Genomic DNA, 20,537 nt, shown 5'->3' on the forward strand with positions numbered 1-20,537 from the left:
ACTAAGTAGGTATACTTATCTGAGTGACTAGAGCGTGTAATTAGTCTCCGAAATTATAAGTAAACTCTACACCAACGGTACGAGGTTGATTAATAAATCGACCATATGAGCGAATATCAAAGCCATTGACGGCTCTTATGTCCTCTCTGCCCGCACGTGTAGAAGTGACCGCATATTTATCAAACAAGTTCTTCGCATACAATGTGACGTCCCAGCTTTCACCCGTTAGTGTCACGGACATGTTATGTAGAGTATAGCTTGGTAATACTTCCCCAAAGTCACGTAATCCTACACGAGTATATATATCACCAGTATAAGACACGCCATAATTAATAAGCAATGGCATACCGTTGAATACTTCAGTGTTATAAGTTAACCCCATCGACAACGAACGCTCAGGTGAGCCAGGCAGGCGATCACCATCAAATGCATCATCCCCGTCAACAAATTCGGCTGCGTCAGCACCTAGTTCTGCTTTGGTGTATGCAAATGAGCCTTGAGTCGAGAAGCCACCCCCTAACAACGCACGCCACGAGAGCTCTACGCCTTGTGAACTCGCTTCGCTGCCATTAATGGTGATGGGCAATCCACCATTTTCCGTTACGTCTGAAATTTGAATATCAGTCCAGTCTATGTGAAATAGAGAGCCGTTCACGACTAGGTTGTTATTTAACCAAGTGCTATGAATACCAAGTTCGTAGTTTTTCGTTTCGTCAGGCAATATTAAGACTTCATCTGGTAAAGCACACAATGCCTGCCCAGGGGTATTTATATCGTCTGGCGTGCAAGGCGCAACAGAATTGACGCCACCAATACGATACCCTTCGCTTGCAGTAAAATACACGAGTGCATCGTCAGTCATGTCATAGCCGATGTTTAGTTTAAATAAACTTCCATCATCGGATGCTTCGTTTTCCTGTAAATTGGGTTCGATACGATCAGAAGGCGCGCCGCCCAGCGTATCCAATAGCGGAAGATCGAAGCCTTGTGTAACTTCAGTTTCGTATTCGTAGAATCTAGCACCTAAGGTGACAGTGAGATCTTCGGTAACTTCATAGCCCACTTCACCAAAAAATGCTGTTTCTTTTATGTTTTCATCCAATACCGAAAAATACTCTAAATTATCAGGGCGCTCGACACCAAAAAATGCTGGGATTCCTGGGGTAAATTCTTCGCTTGTACCAAATCTATCAAATTCATTGTCGAAGTAGCCGACGATCCATGACAGAGGGCCGTCTGAAGTAGAAACTAATCTTATTTCCTGAGTAATCGTTTCCTGCTCTTCTATTTCTCGTGTAAAGGCAGTAAATGAAGGAAAAGACTCGTAACCGTATTCGAAGTCGAGTAACAAATCTGTTTGATCACGCTGTCCCAACTCATCATAATTTGATATTCCTGTCGCGGAGACTAGCTCAGCAAATCCCAAGTCAAACACTAGTTCAAGGCTAAATAGCTCGTTTTTGAGGTTATTTGGTTCAAGTACACGCAAACCCGATTCATACGGCCCGGTGTTAAAAGATTCTTGGTGAACTAATGAACGTCCCTCAATCTCTTGGTCTTGGTAGTAGTAAGTAAAGTTTGCTTCGAACTCATCAGCGGGTGTCCAGCGAAGACTAATTCTAGCCGAATCTGTGGTTTCGCCGTTTGCATCATTTACTCTTATTAAGTTGTCGTCGAACGCTTCATTGCTTGGCTGTGGATTTGATACACCAATCTCTTTCACTACATACGCGTAATCGATAAAACCCGGGTCGTCATAATGTTGAAAACTTGCGCGTAGCGCGAGGGAGTCATCAATAATTGGTATGTTGACAATGGCACCAAATGTATTGCCATTGCTATCGCTTTCAGACATAGAGTATATGTCACCATAAACTTGCGCGGATGTAACATCCATTTCAGCTTTCTTCGGAATGTATCTGATAGCGCCGCCGAGTGTTCCTGCTCCATATAATGTGCCCTGCGGTCCAATCAATACTTCAACCCGTTCCATATCTGTTAATTTGAGGTCCAGATATAACGGAATTTCACCTAAATATGTGGCAACTGTTCCACCACCAGTATTTGTGCCGCTAGGCCCGAGAGAATCAGTATTCAGGCCACGTACGATTATTGTGTTACTCGAACGGCCACCTTGGTCAACGACGGTTAATCCAGGCACCCACTTCGATACATCGACTAAATCATACACTCTGTCTCTTTCGAGTTGAGTTGCACTTAGGGCCATGATATTTACTGGTATGTCTTGTACATCGTTAACGCGTCTTGTTCCTGTGACCACGATTTGCTCAACACCTTGCTCTTCAGCTTGGTCATCTTGGGCACTTGCTAAGACAGGCATAAATGAGGCTGATATAGCTAGAGTGAGAGCTGAGTATGTGAATATTTTTTTGTTAATATTATTATGTTGCATCATGTTTTCTCGTTAGTTCATAGTTGTATAGCGCGTAATAAGTGTACTATTTTGTTCGAAGTCTCGTTTTGAATAGCACTTTTCATGCCTAAAAGAAAGAGCATGACAGCCAAATTACGTTAGAAAAACTTGTTTTCGCTGGGTAATTATTCTTAGTTTATGCAAAAAAAGAAAAATTTCACCATTTTAGTGCTTTTGCGCATCTTCATGGTGCGGTAATTTTAATGAGGAATTTAGATGGAATTCTTTAACTATATGTATTTATTGAATTTATCCATAGCATCAGGAAAATAGTTGAAAACCCATAAGGTTTTCAATGAATATTTATTCAAAAATGAAGTGAAAGTTAGAATAAAAGCCATTTGGTCAGCGTTAGCGCCCTTAGATTTTCGTTTTCAGACCAGACAGCCATGTGATGCCTTGTACCCCGGTCATCGGAAATGCTGCTTGATGACCGCCCTCTGCAATAAAGTGTTGAAGAGATACGCTCTTTGCGCGTTGGGTTTTCAATATGTGAATAAATTCTTCTGCGTATTTTCCTAGCTCTGTTTCCAATGCGCCGTAAGATATAAATACCTTACGATTCGGCAGCCGTTTACTATCTTGTGCGCTATCGTGAGTATTAGACGCGAGTTTGGACAAATATGAAATGTTCCCTTTCAGTGAAGGACTACCCAGAATGTAATTTTTGAAGGTGTCTGGTTGCGCTAGCAAGGTGTAAGCACCGAATTCCCCACCTAATGAGTAGCCAAAATATGTACGGTCGTTAGGCATCGTGCGGTAGTTCTTTTCTACATATTTGATAACGTCATTACGTATAAATGATAAGTGGCTTTTGGCTTGTCCAAATTGGTATTTAGCTTGGTTATCCGCATTGGTGGATTTTTCGCTCGAGTAATCTCTGTAGCGACTAACATGTTTTCCGACTTCATTTTTTAACTTTTCGTCAATATCTGTTTGCCAAGAAATACCGACGAGGATAACGTCTTCCATCAAAAATGTCGTGGCGGCAGACAGCAATTCGATATGCCACATAGCATCAGTAAAATAAATGACGGGATATTTTTTGTCGCGCTTTTGCGAATAGCTCTCTGGTAGCTTAATGTAAAGCTCATAGCGCCAGTCTGTTGCCGAATTACTTATTGGGACGACCTGCGTACCCGGTATCTCATACAAGGTAGGTTCGCTAGCAGCACTGCTTATAAGTGGCACTAACATTAAAAAAACGATGCTTATAAGTTTATTCATACTAATCTACTAAGGCTATATCAACTGTTGCCATTGACGCTACGGTAATTTGACCTGAAATGCTTGATGTTGCCCTGATGTCTTTCTGAATTTTTTCTGACGTTAAATTATTATATATTTATCAATTAGTTATAAATTTTGGCGCGGTTGAAATTTGTGCCAACTTCGGTGTTTTTGTGTAGACTATTGTTCAGGCTATCGTGTTTTACAATTTGAGGTTTCATGTCAGTACAATATTGGGTGGGTGGTTTCTTTATTGATTTATCTAGAAATCAAATTACTCAAAATGAGCAATCACAAACAATTGCGCCGAAAGCGCTGTCGGTACTCACATACTTGGCAGAACACCGCGGTAAAGTCATAAGTCATGACGAACTGCTTGAAAATGTATGGGAAGGTACTGTTGTATCGCCAAATACCCTACAAAGAAGCATCGCACAATTAAGAAAAGCATTAGGCGATGACGGTAAAATTTATATAAAAACGCATGCCAAACAAGGTTATAGCTTGGAGTGTGATGTTAGGTGGCATGGTCAAGAAGGTGTTGCACCTGCGCGTGAAGCAACAAACGCCGCTACCAACCAAACTATTGATTCACATACGATTGATATACATATTGCTACGCCAGTTAACGTGGCCAGTACAAAAAGCGATGGGAACTCAGCGCCTACAACATATGTTAAACGTTTGATCTTTGCATTTTTTGCAATCGTTATTGTCAGTATTGTTGGCGCAAATTTAGTTATTTCAGACGCTACACCAAATTTATCTTTTGGCGAATTGCGTCTATTGACGACAACCGACAATAGAGAGTTAGCCAGTATATATTCGCCCGATGGGCAATATGTGGTGTTCCATCGTTATTCAGAAGAATTCTGCCTAAATAACATTTGGGCAAAAAATTTGAATACGCAGGAAGAATTTCAGTTAACGAGTGAGCTGGATTCGTATGGCAGTCACAGCTTCTCAAAAGATGGTAATAAATTGGCTTTTATTATTTCTAGGGACTGCGTAGCACCTACTTCCCAGAAAAAATGTTACGTCTTAATGACCTTAGACTTTCACAAGGCGATTGTTTCCCCTCAACGTCCGACTGAACTGATAGAGTGTAAAAACTCGGTAATTCGAAGTCCAGTTTGGTTAAATAACGACAATATAGCCTTGTTGCAAAAAACAGCCGAGCGCTGGACGTTAATTAGCTATTCGCCAGAAGACGATACGAGCGATATTATCTATTCGCTTGAAGACGGCAATATCATCGACTATGACTACTCCGCTAAAGAGGATCTTATTGCACTGACAAGTGTTCGTAGTGACGGCCTATATTACATTGAAATACTCAGCTCAGAAGGTGTTTTGTTATCAAGTAATAAAATAGAGTACCCCGATGAAATTGCGCCCTTAAGGTATGTTTATCCCAACTTTTCTCCTTATGAAAATCAGCTGATTTTCAGTACAGGTCGACAACTTTTTACACTGTCCTATGAGGGGCACGTGGACAATGTAAGTCTCCCGCTAGATTCACCAATGGGAACACCCGTCTTTCACCCCAGTGGTGGAAAAATGTTGGTTATTAAAGGGCATTACGATAGTGATATTGCATCAATCTCTATTGAACACCTCATGCAAAAAGATGGAGACCTCAGCGAAAGCGCAGATTATGAAGTGTTGGAACGCTCAATCCTAAGGGATTATTCTGCGAGAAAGCAGGCCAACGGCAGCGCTATTGCTTACTTGTCAGGGCGCTCAGGTGAAACACAAGTGTGGCTGTTTGACGGCAATCAGTCTCAGCAACTCACGCATTTTCCGTTGGACACCAATATTTATGGTATGGATTGGGCAACTGACGGCAACAGTCTTTTAGTGAATGTTGATCATCAACTTGTTCAGGTTTCGTTGGATGGTACGCAACACAGCATTCCTTTTGAGTACCCGCTTGATAGTTTGCTTCAATGGGACAGCAATGAGCAAACGGCGCTTATCAATCTGCGAATAAATGGTGTGCTGGCGTTTGCTGAACTAAATTTACGTAATTCACAGATGCGTATTATTAAAAACGAGCGAGTTGATTGGGCGTATAAAAATGATGAAGGTAATTTAATTTATATCGATCATATGGATCGGTTTTGGTTGTCAGGCGCACTTGAAGATCAAAGAATACAGGCGCTTGATGATCAGGGAAGCGATAAGCGATTTGTCGTAAAAAATGACATAATTTACGGTGTAAATGAGGATTTTGAGCTATGGTCGTATTCCCTGAATGATAGTACCTTTAATATTATCGCTAAATTACCCACAAACGTAGACTATTTGACAGATATAGACGACTCACAACTGCTCATAACAATTAGAGATTCTGCGCGTAAAGAAGTGGCGGAGCTTTCTTTGAAGTAATGCGACAAGTCGAATGGTCGTTGGTAAATTTCTAAATTGTTTGGCTGTGTAATATTTATTTAGAAAACAATGCTGATTATTTTTTCACACCTATTTCACAAGGCATTCAGTACTTTCAAGCTCTAATTTAGAGCTTGAAAGGGCATATCATGCAAAATAAATATTGGTTTTTACTCGCAGGACTTGGCTTGGGGAACATGCCCCTCGCGAATGACCTTGAATCTCCACCTTTATCACCTCACCATACGGTGATTGATACCCAAAAACGTTTACAAGATAAAATCTCACATGCAATAACTGCGTTTGAGCAAACACCCCGTGAAGACTGGTCGTTTCGCCTTACAAGGCATGAGAATGAAGAAGGCGATATTACGAGTAGTATTGAAATCTTTAACCCGACTAAGGCTGCGCATGAACGATGGACGTTGTTGCGATCCAACGGCGAAATACCCAACCAAAAGCAAATACGTAAGTATATAAAAGGTAAACAGAAAGGTGCTAAAAACTCTGAAGAACAGGGGGTTTCAATGAGGTTGCGAGACATTGTTCAATTAGAGAGTTTACAACTTACTAGTGAAGACGAAATGTTTATCAATGCAAGCTTTGAGGTGTCATTAGTGCAATTGGGTGAAGAGGCAGCGAAACACTTAAAAGGGACGCTTACCTACGTGAAAGAACAAGCATTTATTGAGCGTATTGTCATTGTTAATACCGCGCCGTTTTCGCCAATGTTCAGCGCTAAGATAACAGACTTTACACTGAGTTTTCGGTTTACAAAAATAAATGCGGCTATACTCCGGCGACAACATGATTTATCGATGAAAGGGAGTTTTGCGTTTTTTACAGAGATTGATGAAGTATCAAAAGATGTCTTCTCTGACTATAAATATGTAGGGCAAAGTATCGCGAAGCAACCAAACTAGCGTTTGCAGTGGCAATCACTCACGACGAAAAATTAAGTGTAACGGTAGTGCCGCTGTCGCTGTTTACGGCCATAAACCACCCTTGAGATTCGCAGAGTCGTTTGACGATAGACAAACCAAAGCCAAACCCCGTGCTTTGCTGACCTTTAATGCCAATTTCTGTCACTTGATCTGATATCGCCGGGTCGATGCCAGGGCCTGTGTCTTGAATAATCAGGGTGTTGTTTGTAAACGCGATTTTTACTACACCTGACTCGGTGTACTTAAAGGCATTGCTAATGAGGTTATCTAAAACTACTTTAAGTACGTTTGCGTCGGCGTCAATATTTACATGGCAGCTGTCCTGTATATCGACGACTAGCGATTTGTGTTCTATTAGTATTCGGTTGTCCAAAATTGCCTTTTCTACTATCGGCATAAGCGGCGTACTATTGCTTTTAATATGCGAATGTTCTTCTCGGGCCAGCATCAACAGGGTTTGTACTGTTTTTTCCATTTGATCTGTTGCATCAAAGATTCTTTCTAGCACGGCAGTGTCAGCAGTTGGCTGTTGCGGACGCGCACGACAGAGCTCAATTGCATTTTTTATGACGGCAAGTGGCGTTCGGAGTTCATGACTGACATCTCTGGTAAAGCTCTTTTCTCGCAGCAGTGCTTGTGTAATTTTATCCAAGGTATCTTCAAGTGTTCTTGCCAAAATACCCACTTCGTTATTTGGGAATTGCTGAGCAAATTTTTCAGGGAGGTCTTCTGGCGCTACATCTTCTACTAGTGTTGCTAATTGTTGCAAAGGTTTGGTGGTTTTTCTGCCAATGAACCATGCTATCAAACAGGCGAGCGTCGAGATCAGTATGGCACTTACTAGCAAAAATTGAATAACACCACCGCGAATGGGACGGACAAGGAGTTGCTCGCTTACCTCTGCAATAAGAAAAACATTTGGGTGTTTTTCGACATGGTGTAGGTGGTAGTGTCGGCCTTCTAAGCCAAAAAATTCTTTTCGAAGTGGTTCTTCAATTGCGATGCTGCGAATATCCTTTGGCAATGTAGACTTTGAGAAGTGTAGTTGCATATTTGAGCTTCTTGTTTTGGGCCACGTTCCAGTGCGTTCATATGTAGCGCTTAAGTAGTCCGCTTCATTTACAATGCCCTTTTCGATAAAGCTGTCTTCAAGCGTGTACATAAGTACAAATGAAATTAAACTGTAAACCACTGAAATTACTAGCGTAAATATACAAAACAGTAAAACAATGCGCCGGCTTAAGCTGTGAAACTTTCTTTTGTTTACGTACATTTTTTGCCCATAGTGTCTGCTAAATCCGCTATTCTTGAAGTTCAATGGTAAATCCGACGCCGAATACCGTTTTAATCATTGGGTATTGATAGGGTTTGTCAATTGCAGCCCGCAGTTGATAAATATGAGAACGCAGAGCGTCGGATTCAGTGGGTTCATCTCCCCATAGTTTTTGACTCAATTCCGAACGACTAACGATTTGTGGATACGCCTCTGCTAGCACCACTAGTATCTTATAGCCCATGGCGTTAAGTTCGATTTTTTCTTCATTACGGGTAACATATTTGCGTTTTCTGTCAATGCGTAATGGACCCAATGTTAAGGCATCTTTGGTGTGTAAACGATGTCGCCTAGACAGCGCTAGGCAGCGTACTTCAAGTTCTTGTAGCGAAAAGGGCTTTGTTAAGTAGTCGTCTGTGCCCACTAAAAAACCTGACACTTTGTCATCAATACTGTCTCTCGCGGTGAGCATGAGAATGGGAATATGTCGATCGGCTTTTTCTCTTAGTTGTCGACACACATCTATGCCATCCATGGTTGGCAGGTTTAAATCGAGAATAACGACGTCGTAATGGTGCTGGAGTGCTAGCTCAAGCCCTTGTTTTCCTTTGTTTGCAAAGTCGAATATATAGCCTTTATGTTCCATATATTCCGCAATATTCTTTGCAATGCTAAGTTCGTCTTCTACAAGCAAAATATGCAATGCTGCTTGTTTAGATAGCTGTTGCTCAGATATCTGTTGCATAGAGGTCTGTCGCTTAAATGTTTGAGCTGCTGGTAAGGGCTTGATCATTTCAGCGTCCTTCTGATTTTCTATGATTGTGTTCGGTGTTCGGTGTTCGGTGTTCGGTAACCGGGTGATCAATAAACCGATTATAAATAACGTGGCGATTAACGCACTGTGACCTTAACCGCCGAGCATTCATAAGCTGTTTAACATGTCACGCGCGGATTCAAAGTCTGGCTTATCGACCAAAATCTGATGAAGTGTTTCTTTGGTAGCGGCCATGTCTCCAAGCTTATATTGCGCTTTCGCTATTTGCATATCAAGTTTAGTGCTATTTATGGATTTTTGCCCTAATTTCATGAGCTTTAAGGCATTTGCTATTTCTGTGTCAGTTTCGGTGGCTTTAAAATAGTAAAACCCGTACATACCTACTAGCTGAATATTAAATTGCTCAGGTGTGGACAATAACGCCTTCTCTGCTTGAATATTTCCCTTTAAAATATCGGCGACTATACTCAAGGTTCTGTCATCAGAAAACTGCGCGATATCGACTGTTTTAATGCCAAGCGATTCGATTAGGGCTTTTGCAACGCCGACGGTAGAGGATGGGTTTTGTCCAGTAATGAGTCGCTCATCTACGGCAACATGACTTAACATGATGTCACTAGATTGAAATTTTCCGCCGCGTTCTGTGAGTTTGTCTTCTAGCATAAATTCAAATTTTGGTAGCCATTTTTGCCCAAACAGTTGTTCTTCTTGGTTTGTAAAACCGTTTACAATTTTATTTGTGACTAAAAAATTTCCATCCGCTAGTTTAACGTTTACAAGCGCTGCCGGTCCGTGACATACCGCCGCTACGGTGCCATTTTGCTGATAAATATCTGCAATCAGCCTCTGCAGCGGCAGGTCGTTAGGCAAATCAAACATTGCACCTTTTCCACCCACAATAAATATCCCGTCATAGTGCACTGCGTTAAGTGTTGCGGTTGGCTGTGTATTATTTAATTTAGCCATGATTGCAGTGTCATTCAGCACTTGCGCATTGTAAGGCTTATTAGGGTCATATTTATCAGCGTCAACTGCACCGCCCTTCGGACTTGCGATATCTACGTCGACGTCATGCGCTTTAAACACTAAATATGCTTTTGCAAATTCATCGAACTCATAGCCTGGCGCTTCTTTACCTTGTTGTTGGCCGTGCGCACTCACTACCATCAGCACTTTTTTATTGTCACTAGCGATGAGTTCAAATGATAAAAGCCCTAATGATAAAAAAACCAATGATAAAAATTGTATTGGCAGCCATGCGATGAATGAATATAAATAATGTTTACTATGCTTCATTGTGTTTTCTCCTGTTAGTTGTCAAAAAGGATGCGGATAGGTGTGTGAAAAGGATGTGAAAAGAATACAAATCATAAAAGCGAGTATAAAAAGAGAGCAAAAAGGGGCAAATTGCCCCAACTACTCCGTCATCAACTCCCTTATCGAGCTCGACAAGCTATTCTTGTTGGCGACAATACCTATCGCAGTGACTATGAATAATATGATGGACAACGTTGTCAGTAACCAAAAGAAATTTGGCCGATATAGCATAGAAAACTGAGACTCATAAATGAGTAAGCCTGCAATCCAGGTCCCTATGATCGCGCCGCTTGCAGCAATGCTTCCAGTAACAAACCATTCAATGATATTGAGGTGAAAGCATGTTTTTTTGGATAAACCAAAACTCATAATGATGCTGTTTTTTTTCTTTTCTTTGGCTTCAAGTGCATGCACAGAAGACAAAATGACGATGCTCGCTAGTAAACTAATCAAGATAGAAAAGCCGCTGATTATCTGCGTTACCATTGCGAGTGTTTTGTCAAAGCGTTGCGTTATTTCATCCATCGAAACCATACGCAATGAGGGGTGTTTTTGCCATACTTGAGCGAGCAACGAAAATTGCGCGTCTTCGAGTTCTAGGCTTGCCATGTGGTAGTGTGGCGCGGCAATAAAATCAAGTGCAGCGGCGGGCATTTGTGCCCAAAAGGTGATCGAACCTGCGCCGGGTTTGTATGCATGGCTCGCGGTAATTTCAAATTCGACGCTTTGTTCGGTGATATAAAACGTTAATCGATCGCCTAACTGCAAGCCTAGGTCGGTCATCACTTCTTGTTCAATTGATATTTGTTGCCAGTGTGTAGCATTTGTTTGCCACCATTCACCATCGACTATACGATTGTTTTCCGGTATTGAATCATTCCAATGTAAGCGAATAGATCGCATAAAAGTAGCTAAGCTATCACTTGGTGTATCTGCATAATCCGACAAATGCATATCATTTATATGCGTAAGTTTGCCGTACATAAAGGGTTTACGTTGGCGTATTTCAATGGCGTTTTTGGCGACCCATGTATCAATGTCGATCATTTGTGTTTCGCTGGCTTGCGTTATCAATAAGTTGCCATCATGCTGACGCTGATATGCATTCATGGTGCCACCAAGGTCTTTAAGTAACATTAAGGTAAATAGCAGCAAGAATGCACACAGGCCGACGCCTAATATCTGTGTAGTCTTGCTAAGCAATCGTTGTTTCATCATGTAAAGTGCAAATGGAATTAGACCAGAGAATTTTTTCGTTGATTTTTCACCGAGTGACAATGCAAACCAACTAATCAATAAAATGAGGGTTATGCTTATCCCTATTGCGCCCAAGACCATCGCGGTTAGCAGAGCATTGTCAGAATAAATCGCTGACACTGTTGCTAATACTATCAAGGCACAGGTAAAAGATAAGCTTTTGCTGACCTTACTATCTAGGTTGTTAATGAGCTGTCTCACAGATGCCTGTTTGAGCCGAAACCAAATAGGTAAGTGAAATGCGCTAAAGATAATGGCGGCAATCAGCATTGGTTTAATCGAATGCAGAATATTCCAATGCCATTCGAGCGCGTCAAATCGGGTGCTTAACCATTGAATGGCTAGCCAGTGAAGTAGGGTCGATAGCAACAACACAAGCGGCAATAAAAATGCGATATTCAATAGCCATTTTATAATAGAGATTTGCAGCCCTGTACTTTTTGACGCACCAAAGCTTATACACACTGCTGAGAAAAACTGTTCTTTTTGCATCTGCAACTGATTAAGTTGTTGGATGGCGATAGCTGCCATGAAAAATAGAATAATCGATGCGAGGCCAATGAAGTTCTCTGTCCGCTGCCAAAACAAAGCCAAGGGGTGTGCACCTTGCTTGTGATGAATCTGTGCGGCGGGCAAGTGCGCTTTTTGCCATTCAATCATGTCGTTAATTTGCTTTTTATTGGCGGAAAATAAATAACGAGAATGAATAATATCTTTAGGGAAGTTGAGTTGTTCTAAATCGTCATGGTGTATCAAGGCACGCATATCTACGTTATGCCCTTCCATTAATCGATCCGGTTCGTGCAGTATAATACGGGATACTGTAAACCTTTGATCCCCAATATTTAATTGTTCACCCAGTTGAATTGACAGTACGGTAAGTAGGCGTGAATCCATCCAAATTTCACCGCTTAGCGGACCTGAACTACCAGCAATAGTTTTACCTCCTAGTGAGTAAGATGTGAGTAACTCCCCTTGCAGAGGATAGTTGTTACCTACTGCTTTGAGTGTTACTCGTTGCCAATTATCATTGTAAGTTAAGGTCGTCTTGAGGCTTTGAGTAAGCGCGCTTCTCTCTGATATCCTATTGAGGTGTGTTTCTTGTGCATCCGTCAAGCGACCTTTTTGACTGATAACTATGTCAGCACCTAATAAGTTGTTGAGGTTAGTGTTGAGGTAGGTTTGAATGGAGTTGCTTGTCTGACTCAATGTAACGATAAATACCATTAAAATCAATTGGATAAGCGCAGGAAAACGTCTATACGCATGCCCCTTTTCTTGGTGGTAAAATTGCCAAGCTAAACTAAGATTATTGCTACGCATAATGCACCTTACCTTTATCATGCTCATGCTCGAGCAGTTCACATTGTCCATTTTTGAAAGCCAATATGTGTTGTGCGCGTGCCGCTAAGGTCTCGCTATGCGTAACCATAACGAGTCCCGCCCCATTTTCTAAACAGCAAGAAAATAATATGTCAGCGACTTCTTTTGCACTCTTCGTATCTAAATTGCCTGTGGGCTCATCTGCAAAAATGAATTTGGGTTCGAAAACTAGTGCTCTAGCAATGGCAACACGTTGTTGCTCACCACCACTTAATTGTTGCGGTTTGTGTTTAAGTCGCTGCGCTAGTCCAACGCGCGTTAGCCAATATTTTGCTTTTTCTTCAGCGCCCTTTTGTCCACGCAGTTTTAGCGGCAAGGCAACATTATTTAATGCATCTAATTCGGGGAGTAAATGAAATTGTTGAAAGATAAAACCAATCTCTCCACGTAAATCACTTAAAGGGAGTTTGTGTGTATTTTGAAGATATGTTACTTGCCCTTTTGAGGGGAGTTCTAAGCCTGACATTAGCATTAATAGACTCGATTTACCGGATCCTGATGGACCTGTGATGGCATACGATTCTCCTTGAACAAGGGAAATACTTAAGTCTTGAAATAGAAGCACTTCATGTTCATTGCTGGTGAAAGATTGGCCAACCTTATCTAATTCAATTCGGTTATTTGGATTTATTGACATAGTCATGATCCTTTTTTAGGTAATTTTGCTGCAGCTTAGAAAGCGAACTGTGAAATGGATGTGAAACGATTAGCGGTGCAATTTTTTAAATGTTAAGTATTTCGCTAAACGGGTTTTTGATAGCGATATCATATTTGGAAATTCTTGTTTTATTTTTGGTGTTAACTCATTGAACCATATTTAATAACAAATTATTAATAATTTGATAACGCTATCAAAATGATTTACAGTGTTTTTGAATCATTATTATGTGCAATAAATATTTTAATTGAGTGTAATAAGTAGTCGGTTATGCGTTTTTATTCTTAATGCTATGTATAGAACTTAATCAGTTATTCGCTTGTTTATTCCAAAACTTATGAGGGGTAACACTATGCCAGTAAAGAAACTATTTACAAAAAAAACGCTAGCTATAGCCGTGACTGGAGCGCTTTATAATATTGCCTTGCCTGCAAGCGCGCAATCTGAAACCAAGGCGGATAAAAATGTTGAATATGTTGAAGTAAAAGGTATACGGCGGTCGCTATTTTTATCTGGGAGTATTAAACGCGAGTCCTCTGGCGTTGTAGATGCAATAACGGCGGAAGATATCGGTAAATTTCCTGATACCAACTTAGCTGAGTCATTGCAACGTATCACCGGTGTGTCGATTGACCGCTCAAATAACGAGGGTAATCAAGTGACGGTGCGCGGCTTTGGACCCAGTTTTAACATGGTTACTTTAAATGGCAGGCAAATGCCACGCTCATCATCTCTTACATCGGACGGCATTCCCCGAAGTTTTAATTTTCGTGAGTTGTCCTCAGAGTCTGTGTCTGAAATTCAAGTGTATAAAACAGCAAGAGCAAATGTCGATTCGGGTGGGATAGGCGCGACAATCAATATTGAAACAGCGAAACCTTTCGACTACGACGGTTTTAAAGCATACGGCAGTGTAAAAGGGATTATTGATACGAGTGTTGAAAGCGGTGATACCGTTACACCTGAGTTATCAGGGGCAATCAGTAACACGTTTTTAGACGGCAAATTGGGCGTACTGTTGTCACTTGGTCATTCTGTTAGGCATAGTCATACGGATAGAGCGGGCACTGAAGGCTGGGTGCGAAATCACGGACAAAATATCAATACATCCCAAATAAATAATGGTACAGGCGCGTGGTGGGCTGCACAAACGGTTGATTTAGACTTAATAGACACCGAAAGGGAGCGTCAAAATGCGCAGCTTGTCGTGCAATTTGCGCCAAACGAAAATGTAGTGGCAACGCTCGACTATACACTTCAGCGCTTTGAGCAAAAGTCGCAAATGAATCGTCAAGGCATGTGGTTTGATTCACCCACAGGGACGCCAGACGTCAATGGTACCTTAGTAAACCCTATCGAAGTAACCGACGAATTAAACTTTTGGGCGTGGCAGTTTTTAGAACAAACTGAAGGTGATTCACTCGGGCTAAATATTGAGTGGCAAGTAAATGATTCCCTCAGTTTTAATGTTGACCTTCACGGCGCTGAGTCTAAATCAAACCCCAACGGAATTAACTCTGAGCATCGCGCAAACTTGGCCAATGGCGCATATCAGCTAAATGACAGCGGTGACTTGGTCGCAGTCGCAACTAAACTTGTTGATATTACAGCAGATTTTTCCACAGATATTCCAAGAGTTGTAGTGGACGACTCTGCACTGCCGGGCGGGAATGCTTATGACCCTTCAAATATTATTCCCGACTTGTTTCATACCTTCGGTTATGAAATCGACAATAACATTCAACAAAATCGTATTACGGGTAAATGGGAAAATAACAATAGTGGTGCTTTAGTTGAGGTTAATTTTGGTCTTCAGAATACCCAATACGAAGTCGATACTCGGCGTTTTGGTACCTTTTCATTTGTGACTTCTCTTAATATAGACAATCTTGGATTAACATTTGAAGATGTAGGTGATGCCTTAAGTGAGTTTGGCGGCGCTCAGTCTTTGTATCCGTTGGTGCCTAGATATTCAGCAGACCGTTTTATTCAACTCGCAGAAGAGCAAGGATTGTTTTTTCAAGTACCGCCCTCTCAAGATGGCGTAGAGGAAAAAACCACCGCCGCGTTTGTGAGCGCTGATTTTGAGTTTGAACTGGCAGGCATGCAAACTTATGCAAATATTGGTTTGCGCCATGAGCAAACCGACGTTAGCGCATATTCAGTGCTAGAGAGCATACAAAACCTCCAGTACAACCATGTGACCGGTATCCAACAGGTGCCAGATGGTGTGCCAGTAGCGCAAACACTCAAGGGCGAATACAACAATACCTTACCAAACCTTGACGTAAAGCTTGATTTAACGGATAAGCTAGTGGGGCGATTTTCCTATGGAAAGAGCATCACGCGTAGTGATTTAGATAAAATGTTCCCATCGACTAGAATCACCCAGTTGCGTCCAAATGAAGTCGCTAAGGCGAGACAAGGCAACCCAAATCTTTTACCCTATGTATCTGATAATATTGATATTTCATTTGAGTATTATTATGGTGATGCAAGTTACGTTTCGATGGGATATTTTCACAAAGATGTCGATAACTTTATCGGTGAAATTACGGTCAATCGAACACTTGACGATGTGAATGGCAATCCCCTAACTAATCCGAGTGTAAATGCCGACCCAGATCTTTGTCCGAGTGCCGTAGTGCCTGATCCTGCGTGTTTTAATCGTGCCGACCAACCAGCAATTGAGTTTGAATTCACTACGCCAAGCAATTTAGACTCGTCTGAAGTCGACGGTTGGGAATTTACGTTGCAACATGTCTTCGGTGAAAGCGGATTTGGCACAATTGCCAATTATACTGTCGTAAATTCTGATGCAGAATACGACATCAGAAAAATAGATGGTAATCGGGCGCTTACCGGCCTTAGTGACTCAGCAAATTTTGTTGGATTTTATGAAAAAGGCGATGTCTTGGTGCGTATTGCGTATAACTGGCGAGACCAGTTTCTTCTTCAAGGAGGTAATGAACCTACTTTCACAGAGGATTATGGTCAGTTAGACGCCAATGCAAGTTATCAGGTCAATGAGCATTTTACGGTATTTGTTGAAGGCTTGAATTTAACGAACGCCACCATTCGAAGACATGGTCGTTACCAGCAACAACTCATCGATGCTGAACAATACGGTAGTCGCTTTAATGTGGGTGTGCGGGCAACGTTCTAAGCTTGTTTATTACTAACCGCATTGGTCACAGACGCTGACTAATGCGGCTTCAAATGATTTGTGAAACTAATCAGTAATCAAGCTGTGTGTATCCAAGTCAACTACGTATTTATTGCTTTGTTCGTCGGTTATCGTAAGTCTACGTTGCACTTCATCTACCTCCATGCTGGCGGGATAAATTTCTTGTACGTCTGTTTCAATTAATGGGTCGAAGGCAATTTTGTATAGCTCAAGTGACCAAGAGAGTGTTTGTTGTTGGTCAAGTGCGTTTAATGTTGTACTTGAGGACGTTAACTCCTCATTAGTCTTTGTTGTCAGTAAATAGGTCATGCCCTCAAATTTAAGCGACGGGACATCTGGTGGCGCTGCTCTTTTTGTCGCTATTGATGGGGCTGAGCTTTGTCCATTATCATTGGGAAGCGGAATGCCACTCATATGTATGTCCTCTTTAGGTATTGGCGTATCTTGTCGGGTCGTTGTTGTATCGTCACATGCAAACAAAGTGAAGGTTAGCACAATAATACATAAGGCTTGCAGGCGATATTTGTGGTGCAAGTTACTCATGGTTTGTTTAAGACCTTGTTTAAAGAGTTATTGCTCAAGGCTTTTGCTGCATTGGCACAAAAGTATGCCCATGAATCTGCATTCTCAATGGCTTGAGCCGGAGTAAGGTTTTTATCAGGCCGAAGACCATCAAAGTCGTATTTGTGATCCTTTGTACTTAATTCTAAATGTGTGATTTCGTGAATTACTGTTAAGGCCCAATAGTCGCGATCAGGCATGATGCTGTTGTTGCTGAAGAAGCCATTTTCGATATAGATAATTGGAATTTTTTCATAGTTCCCGGCGTAAACAAACGCAAGGGCCGCTGCCAAACCCTTATCTTTGGCGTCAGTTGACGATCGTATTGTTGGCATGTCAGTAAAGATTATTTTATTTGAACTAATGACAGATACTACTTTGCGGATGCCAGCGATAAGTTTAGTAATACATTTATCAACTTCTGTTTCGTCGAGCTTGTTTCCTACAAACCATCTGCGTACGATTCTTTTTGCTCTCGATTTGGAAGACAGATGCGCCAGTGACAGCTCAATTAACGTAGCTTGACACCATTTCATTGCAACATTAGTGGCTTCGCCCAGCGCTTTCTTTTGTTGTGATGTGAAGCGTTCATCGACTTCCGCAATGCTTGCTGCTAGCAAAACGGGGTTATTGCGTACATCGTATAATTCATTCGAAATGTATTTTGAAAATATTTTCGGTGTAGAAATCACCCACACTTCTTGAGAACCCTGAGCTTTAATAAGATAGACATGCCTGAGAAACTTTACTAAAGAAGCTAGTATCACTTGTGTGTCTGTCATTGCCTTAGATGTGTCGGCACCCACAGACAAGTATATTTTCTCTCGCTCTTTTGCTAAGAGCGCTAACCTAAGGCCATCCAGTTGTCCTGAAAATTTGCGGTCAAAGCCATCAGATACCATAATGCTTTTTATTGCTAGCATGACGTTTTTTAAAGGGGCAGTGTACTTATCGGTATAGCCATCTAGAATTGACTTTTGATAGTTAAATTCTTCAGAAAAAGGTTTCAATGGCATACTAAAACTCCATGTTTTTGCATCTCTTTGAGCTGAATAATAGACAGGATTACTATCATATTTCAAATACTATTTGATTGAATTAGCAGCAATATTAAGGCTTGCATCGTTTCCGTGTTGTGTTACGCCCTTTTTGTTGTAACTTCGATATTGCGTTAATGCAACGTGACATATATTACGCTTATGATGAATATCGATAAAGTAAATAGCTACCCCAAAAATGCTTTTTTCTCTCCTTTTGTATAATAAAGCGAATGAAAAACAAACGTAATAACGCGGTATCAGGGCGTTAGTGATCTCTCTTTCTTTTTCTTTCAGTGTTAATAACTATTTCGCATATAAAAATACGATTTAGCTGTCGATAAACATAAGTGTTCATTACCCAACTTATCTTTCAATATGAAAATCAATAGTCTTAAATCACGTTTGTTACTGATTAGTATGACGGCAGCGTTGTCGATATTTTTGTGTTCGGTCCTTATTACCTTTTTACTCTCCAATAAAATCGACAAGTATGAATATTTGTTAGCGAATGAAAGCCGGGCGGCTGTATTAACCGGCACTATGAATCAGTTGTTTAAAACCCAAGTGCAGGAATGGAAGAATGTACTGTTGCGCGGGCACGATAACAACGACCGCGAAAAATATTGGAATCGATTTATCGATAAACAACAACAAATTCAAACGCAAGTCACCGCAGTATTAAATATGCCTTTAGCGGCAGATATTAAACAAAATTTGAATCAATTTAAGTCATCACATGCCGCAATTTTTGCTCACTATCAAGCTGCATACTCACAGTTTTTGGACAATGATTTTAATCATAAAGCTACGGATAGGATTGTTCGAGGGATTGACAGAGAACCATCTAAGCTGCTGGCCGACGCAGTTGAAATGTTGCAATTGGAAGTGAAAGTCACTAGCGATAACTTGGCTAAACGAACAAAGTTTCAGCGGACCGCGGCTTACATTAGTTCTGCAGTCGTACTTGTATTAGCATTATTTTTAATGCGCTACTTTTTAACACGTAAAGTGTCCTATCCAATATCGAAACTGATCAAAGCGATAGAGGCGGTGAGTCATGGGGATTTTACAAAACAAGTATCATCAAAACGCAATGGAGAACTTGGTTTATTGGCAGGCGCCATTAATCTCGTTAGGAAAAAGCTCCACCATGTTAGCGAGCAACTAGAACATGAGCAAAGAGCGTTAATCAGCGTGAGCCATGAAATCAGTGGTGATGCAACATTGGTTTATACAATTGCATCTCAATTGAATGAGCAAGCGAATAATATTTCTGACGTATCCCAGCATATTTCGAGTGCAGTCGCACAAATGAGCGAGAATGTCTCAGAGGCTAACATCACTGTGACAACAGCTAAAAAATCTGCCAATAAAAGTCGAGAAGTGATGCAAAATACAATTGTGGCTATACAATCCTCGAGCACCAAAATAAGAGAAACGTCTGACGTTATTCGGCAACTAGGGGAAGATACAGCACTTGTCGGTAGTGTTGTCGACGTTATTAACGGTGTTGCAGAGCAAACAAACTTGCTCGCGCTGAATGCTGCGATTGAAGCAGCACGTGCAGGTGAGCAAGGGCGAGGTTTTGCTGTAGTAGCCGATGAAGTGAGAACATTGGCGTCTCGTACTCAGCAATCCACGGAAGAAATTAAAGGTATAATTGATAAGCTACAAAAAGGCGCAAGTGCGGCAGTACAGGCAATCATGGAAGGGGAAGCTGAGGTCGTTGCCAGCGAGAATACGGTAAACAGCGCCTCCTCAATGTTACTGGAAGTGGATGATGCCGTAGCAAAGATTACCCTCATCAACGAAAAGATATCGTCATCTTTAAGCACACAATTAACACTCAATGATAAAATTGTTGAGCGTGTCGTTAACCTAACATCAACTGCAAAAGATAGCAGAGAATGCGGTGAAAACCTGAATACTAATGCGGTTAAATTGGCGGAAGTAAAAGATAAAATGTTGGCAGAATTGGAACATTTAACAGCATAGCCTATCTACTTTCGCTTGAATTTATCATGCATGTTAACGAAAACAGTCCCTGTTTTTTTCAACAGGTACTGTTTTTATAACGTATGAAGGTT

Annotated in this window: 13 protein-coding genes; 4 read left to right on the forward strand and 9 right to left on the reverse strand. The window is 41.2% G+C overall.

Going from position 1 to position 20,537, the window contains the following annotated elements:
* Positions 1–40: 40 nt before the first annotated feature.
* Together QQK00_RS12505 and QQK00_RS12510 are read right to left on the reverse strand one after the other, a co-directional pair.
* Positions 41–2,386 (reverse strand): TonB-dependent receptor, encoded by a 2,346-nt coding sequence (locus QQK00_RS12505; protein ID WP_284218315.1) that lies wholly within the window; start codon positions 2,384–2,386, stop codon positions 41–43.
* Positions 2,387–2,794: 408 nt separating this feature from the next.
* Positions 2,795–3,661, reverse strand: coding sequence for an alpha/beta hydrolase (locus QQK00_RS12510; protein ID WP_284217916.1), 867 nt, complete (start codon positions 3,659–3,661; stop codon positions 2,795–2,797).
* Positions 3,662–3,883: 222 nt separating this feature from the next.
* Between QQK00_RS12510 and QQK00_RS12515 the strand changes: the two genes are divergently transcribed.
* Complete coding sequence (locus QQK00_RS12515; protein WP_284217917.1) at positions 3,884–6,055, forward strand: winged helix-turn-helix domain-containing protein; 2,172 nt, start codon at positions 3,884–3,886, stop codon at positions 6,053–6,055.
* Positions 6,056–6,204: 149 nt separating this feature from the next.
* A complete protein-coding gene (locus QQK00_RS12520; protein WP_284217918.1) occupies positions 6,205–6,978 on the forward strand; it encodes a hypothetical protein in 774 nt (257 codons plus the stop codon).
* 19 nt (positions 6,979–6,997) lie between these two features.
* On the opposite strand, the gene QQK00_RS12525 is transcribed toward QQK00_RS12520, so the two are convergent.
* The 5 genes from QQK00_RS12525 to QQK00_RS12545 all read right to left on the reverse strand — a co-directional run bounded on the left by QQK00_RS12525 (position 6,998) and on the right by QQK00_RS12545 (position 13,641).
* A complete protein-coding gene (locus QQK00_RS12525) occupies positions 6,998–8,191 on the reverse strand; it encodes a sensor histidine kinase (protein WP_284217919.1) in 1,194 nt (397 codons plus the stop codon).
* A gap of 109 nt (positions 8,192–8,300) precedes the next feature.
* The gene (locus QQK00_RS12530; protein ID WP_284218316.1) at positions 8,301–9,017 is read right to left on the reverse strand and encodes a response regulator transcription factor; all 717 of its coding nucleotides are present in this window, start codon (positions 9,015–9,017) and stop codon (positions 8,301–8,303) included.
* 177 nt (positions 9,018–9,194) lie between these two features.
* Positions 9,195–10,343, reverse strand: a complete 1,149-nt coding sequence (locus QQK00_RS12535) for a type 1 glutamine amidotransferase domain-containing protein (RefSeq protein ID WP_284217920.1) — start codon at positions 10,341–10,343, stop codon at positions 9,195–9,197.
* A gap of 120 nt (positions 10,344–10,463) precedes the next feature.
* On the reverse strand, positions 10,464–12,944 hold the full coding sequence (locus QQK00_RS12540) for an ABC transporter permease (protein WP_284217921.1): 2,481 nt from the start codon (positions 12,942–12,944) through the stop codon (positions 10,464–10,466).
* Complete coding sequence (locus QQK00_RS12545; RefSeq protein WP_284217922.1) at positions 12,937–13,641, reverse strand: ABC transporter ATP-binding protein; 705 nt, start codon at positions 13,639–13,641, stop codon at positions 12,937–12,939. Before QQK00_RS12545 ends, QQK00_RS12540 begins: the two co-directional genes overlap by 8 nt.
* 373 nt (positions 13,642–14,014) lie before the next feature.
* Here QQK00_RS12545 and QQK00_RS12550 point away from each other — a divergent pair, with 373 nt between their 5' ends.
* On the forward strand, positions 14,015–16,828 hold the full coding sequence (locus QQK00_RS12550) for a TonB-dependent receptor (RefSeq protein ID WP_284217923.1): 2,814 nt from the start codon (positions 14,015–14,017) through the stop codon (positions 16,826–16,828).
* A 66-nt stretch (positions 16,829–16,894) separates the two neighbouring features.
* On the opposite strand, the gene QQK00_RS12555 is transcribed toward QQK00_RS12550, so the two are convergent.
* The gene (locus QQK00_RS12555) at positions 16,895–17,392 is read right to left on the reverse strand and encodes a hypothetical protein (RefSeq protein ID WP_284217924.1); all 498 of its coding nucleotides are present in this window, start codon (positions 17,390–17,392) and stop codon (positions 16,895–16,897) included.
* The gene (locus QQK00_RS12560) at positions 17,389–18,426 is read right to left on the reverse strand and encodes a M35 family metallo-endopeptidase (RefSeq protein WP_284217925.1); all 1,038 of its coding nucleotides are present in this window, start codon (positions 18,424–18,426) and stop codon (positions 17,389–17,391) included. Before QQK00_RS12560 ends, QQK00_RS12555 begins: the two co-directional genes overlap by 4 nt.
* Before the next feature lie 399 nt (positions 18,427–18,825).
* Between QQK00_RS12560 and QQK00_RS12565 the strand changes: the two genes are divergently transcribed.
* Entirely contained in the window at positions 18,826–20,445 is a 1,620-nt protein-coding gene (locus tag QQK00_RS12565) for a methyl-accepting chemotaxis protein (RefSeq protein ID WP_284217926.1), read from the forward strand.
* Positions 20,446–20,537 lie beyond the last annotated feature (92 nt).

Origin of the sequence: Agaribacter marinus, assembly GCF_030160655.1 — a bacterium.
Taxonomy (GTDB): domain Bacteria; phylum Pseudomonadota; class Gammaproteobacteria; order Enterobacterales; family Alteromonadaceae; genus Glaciecola; species Glaciecola marina.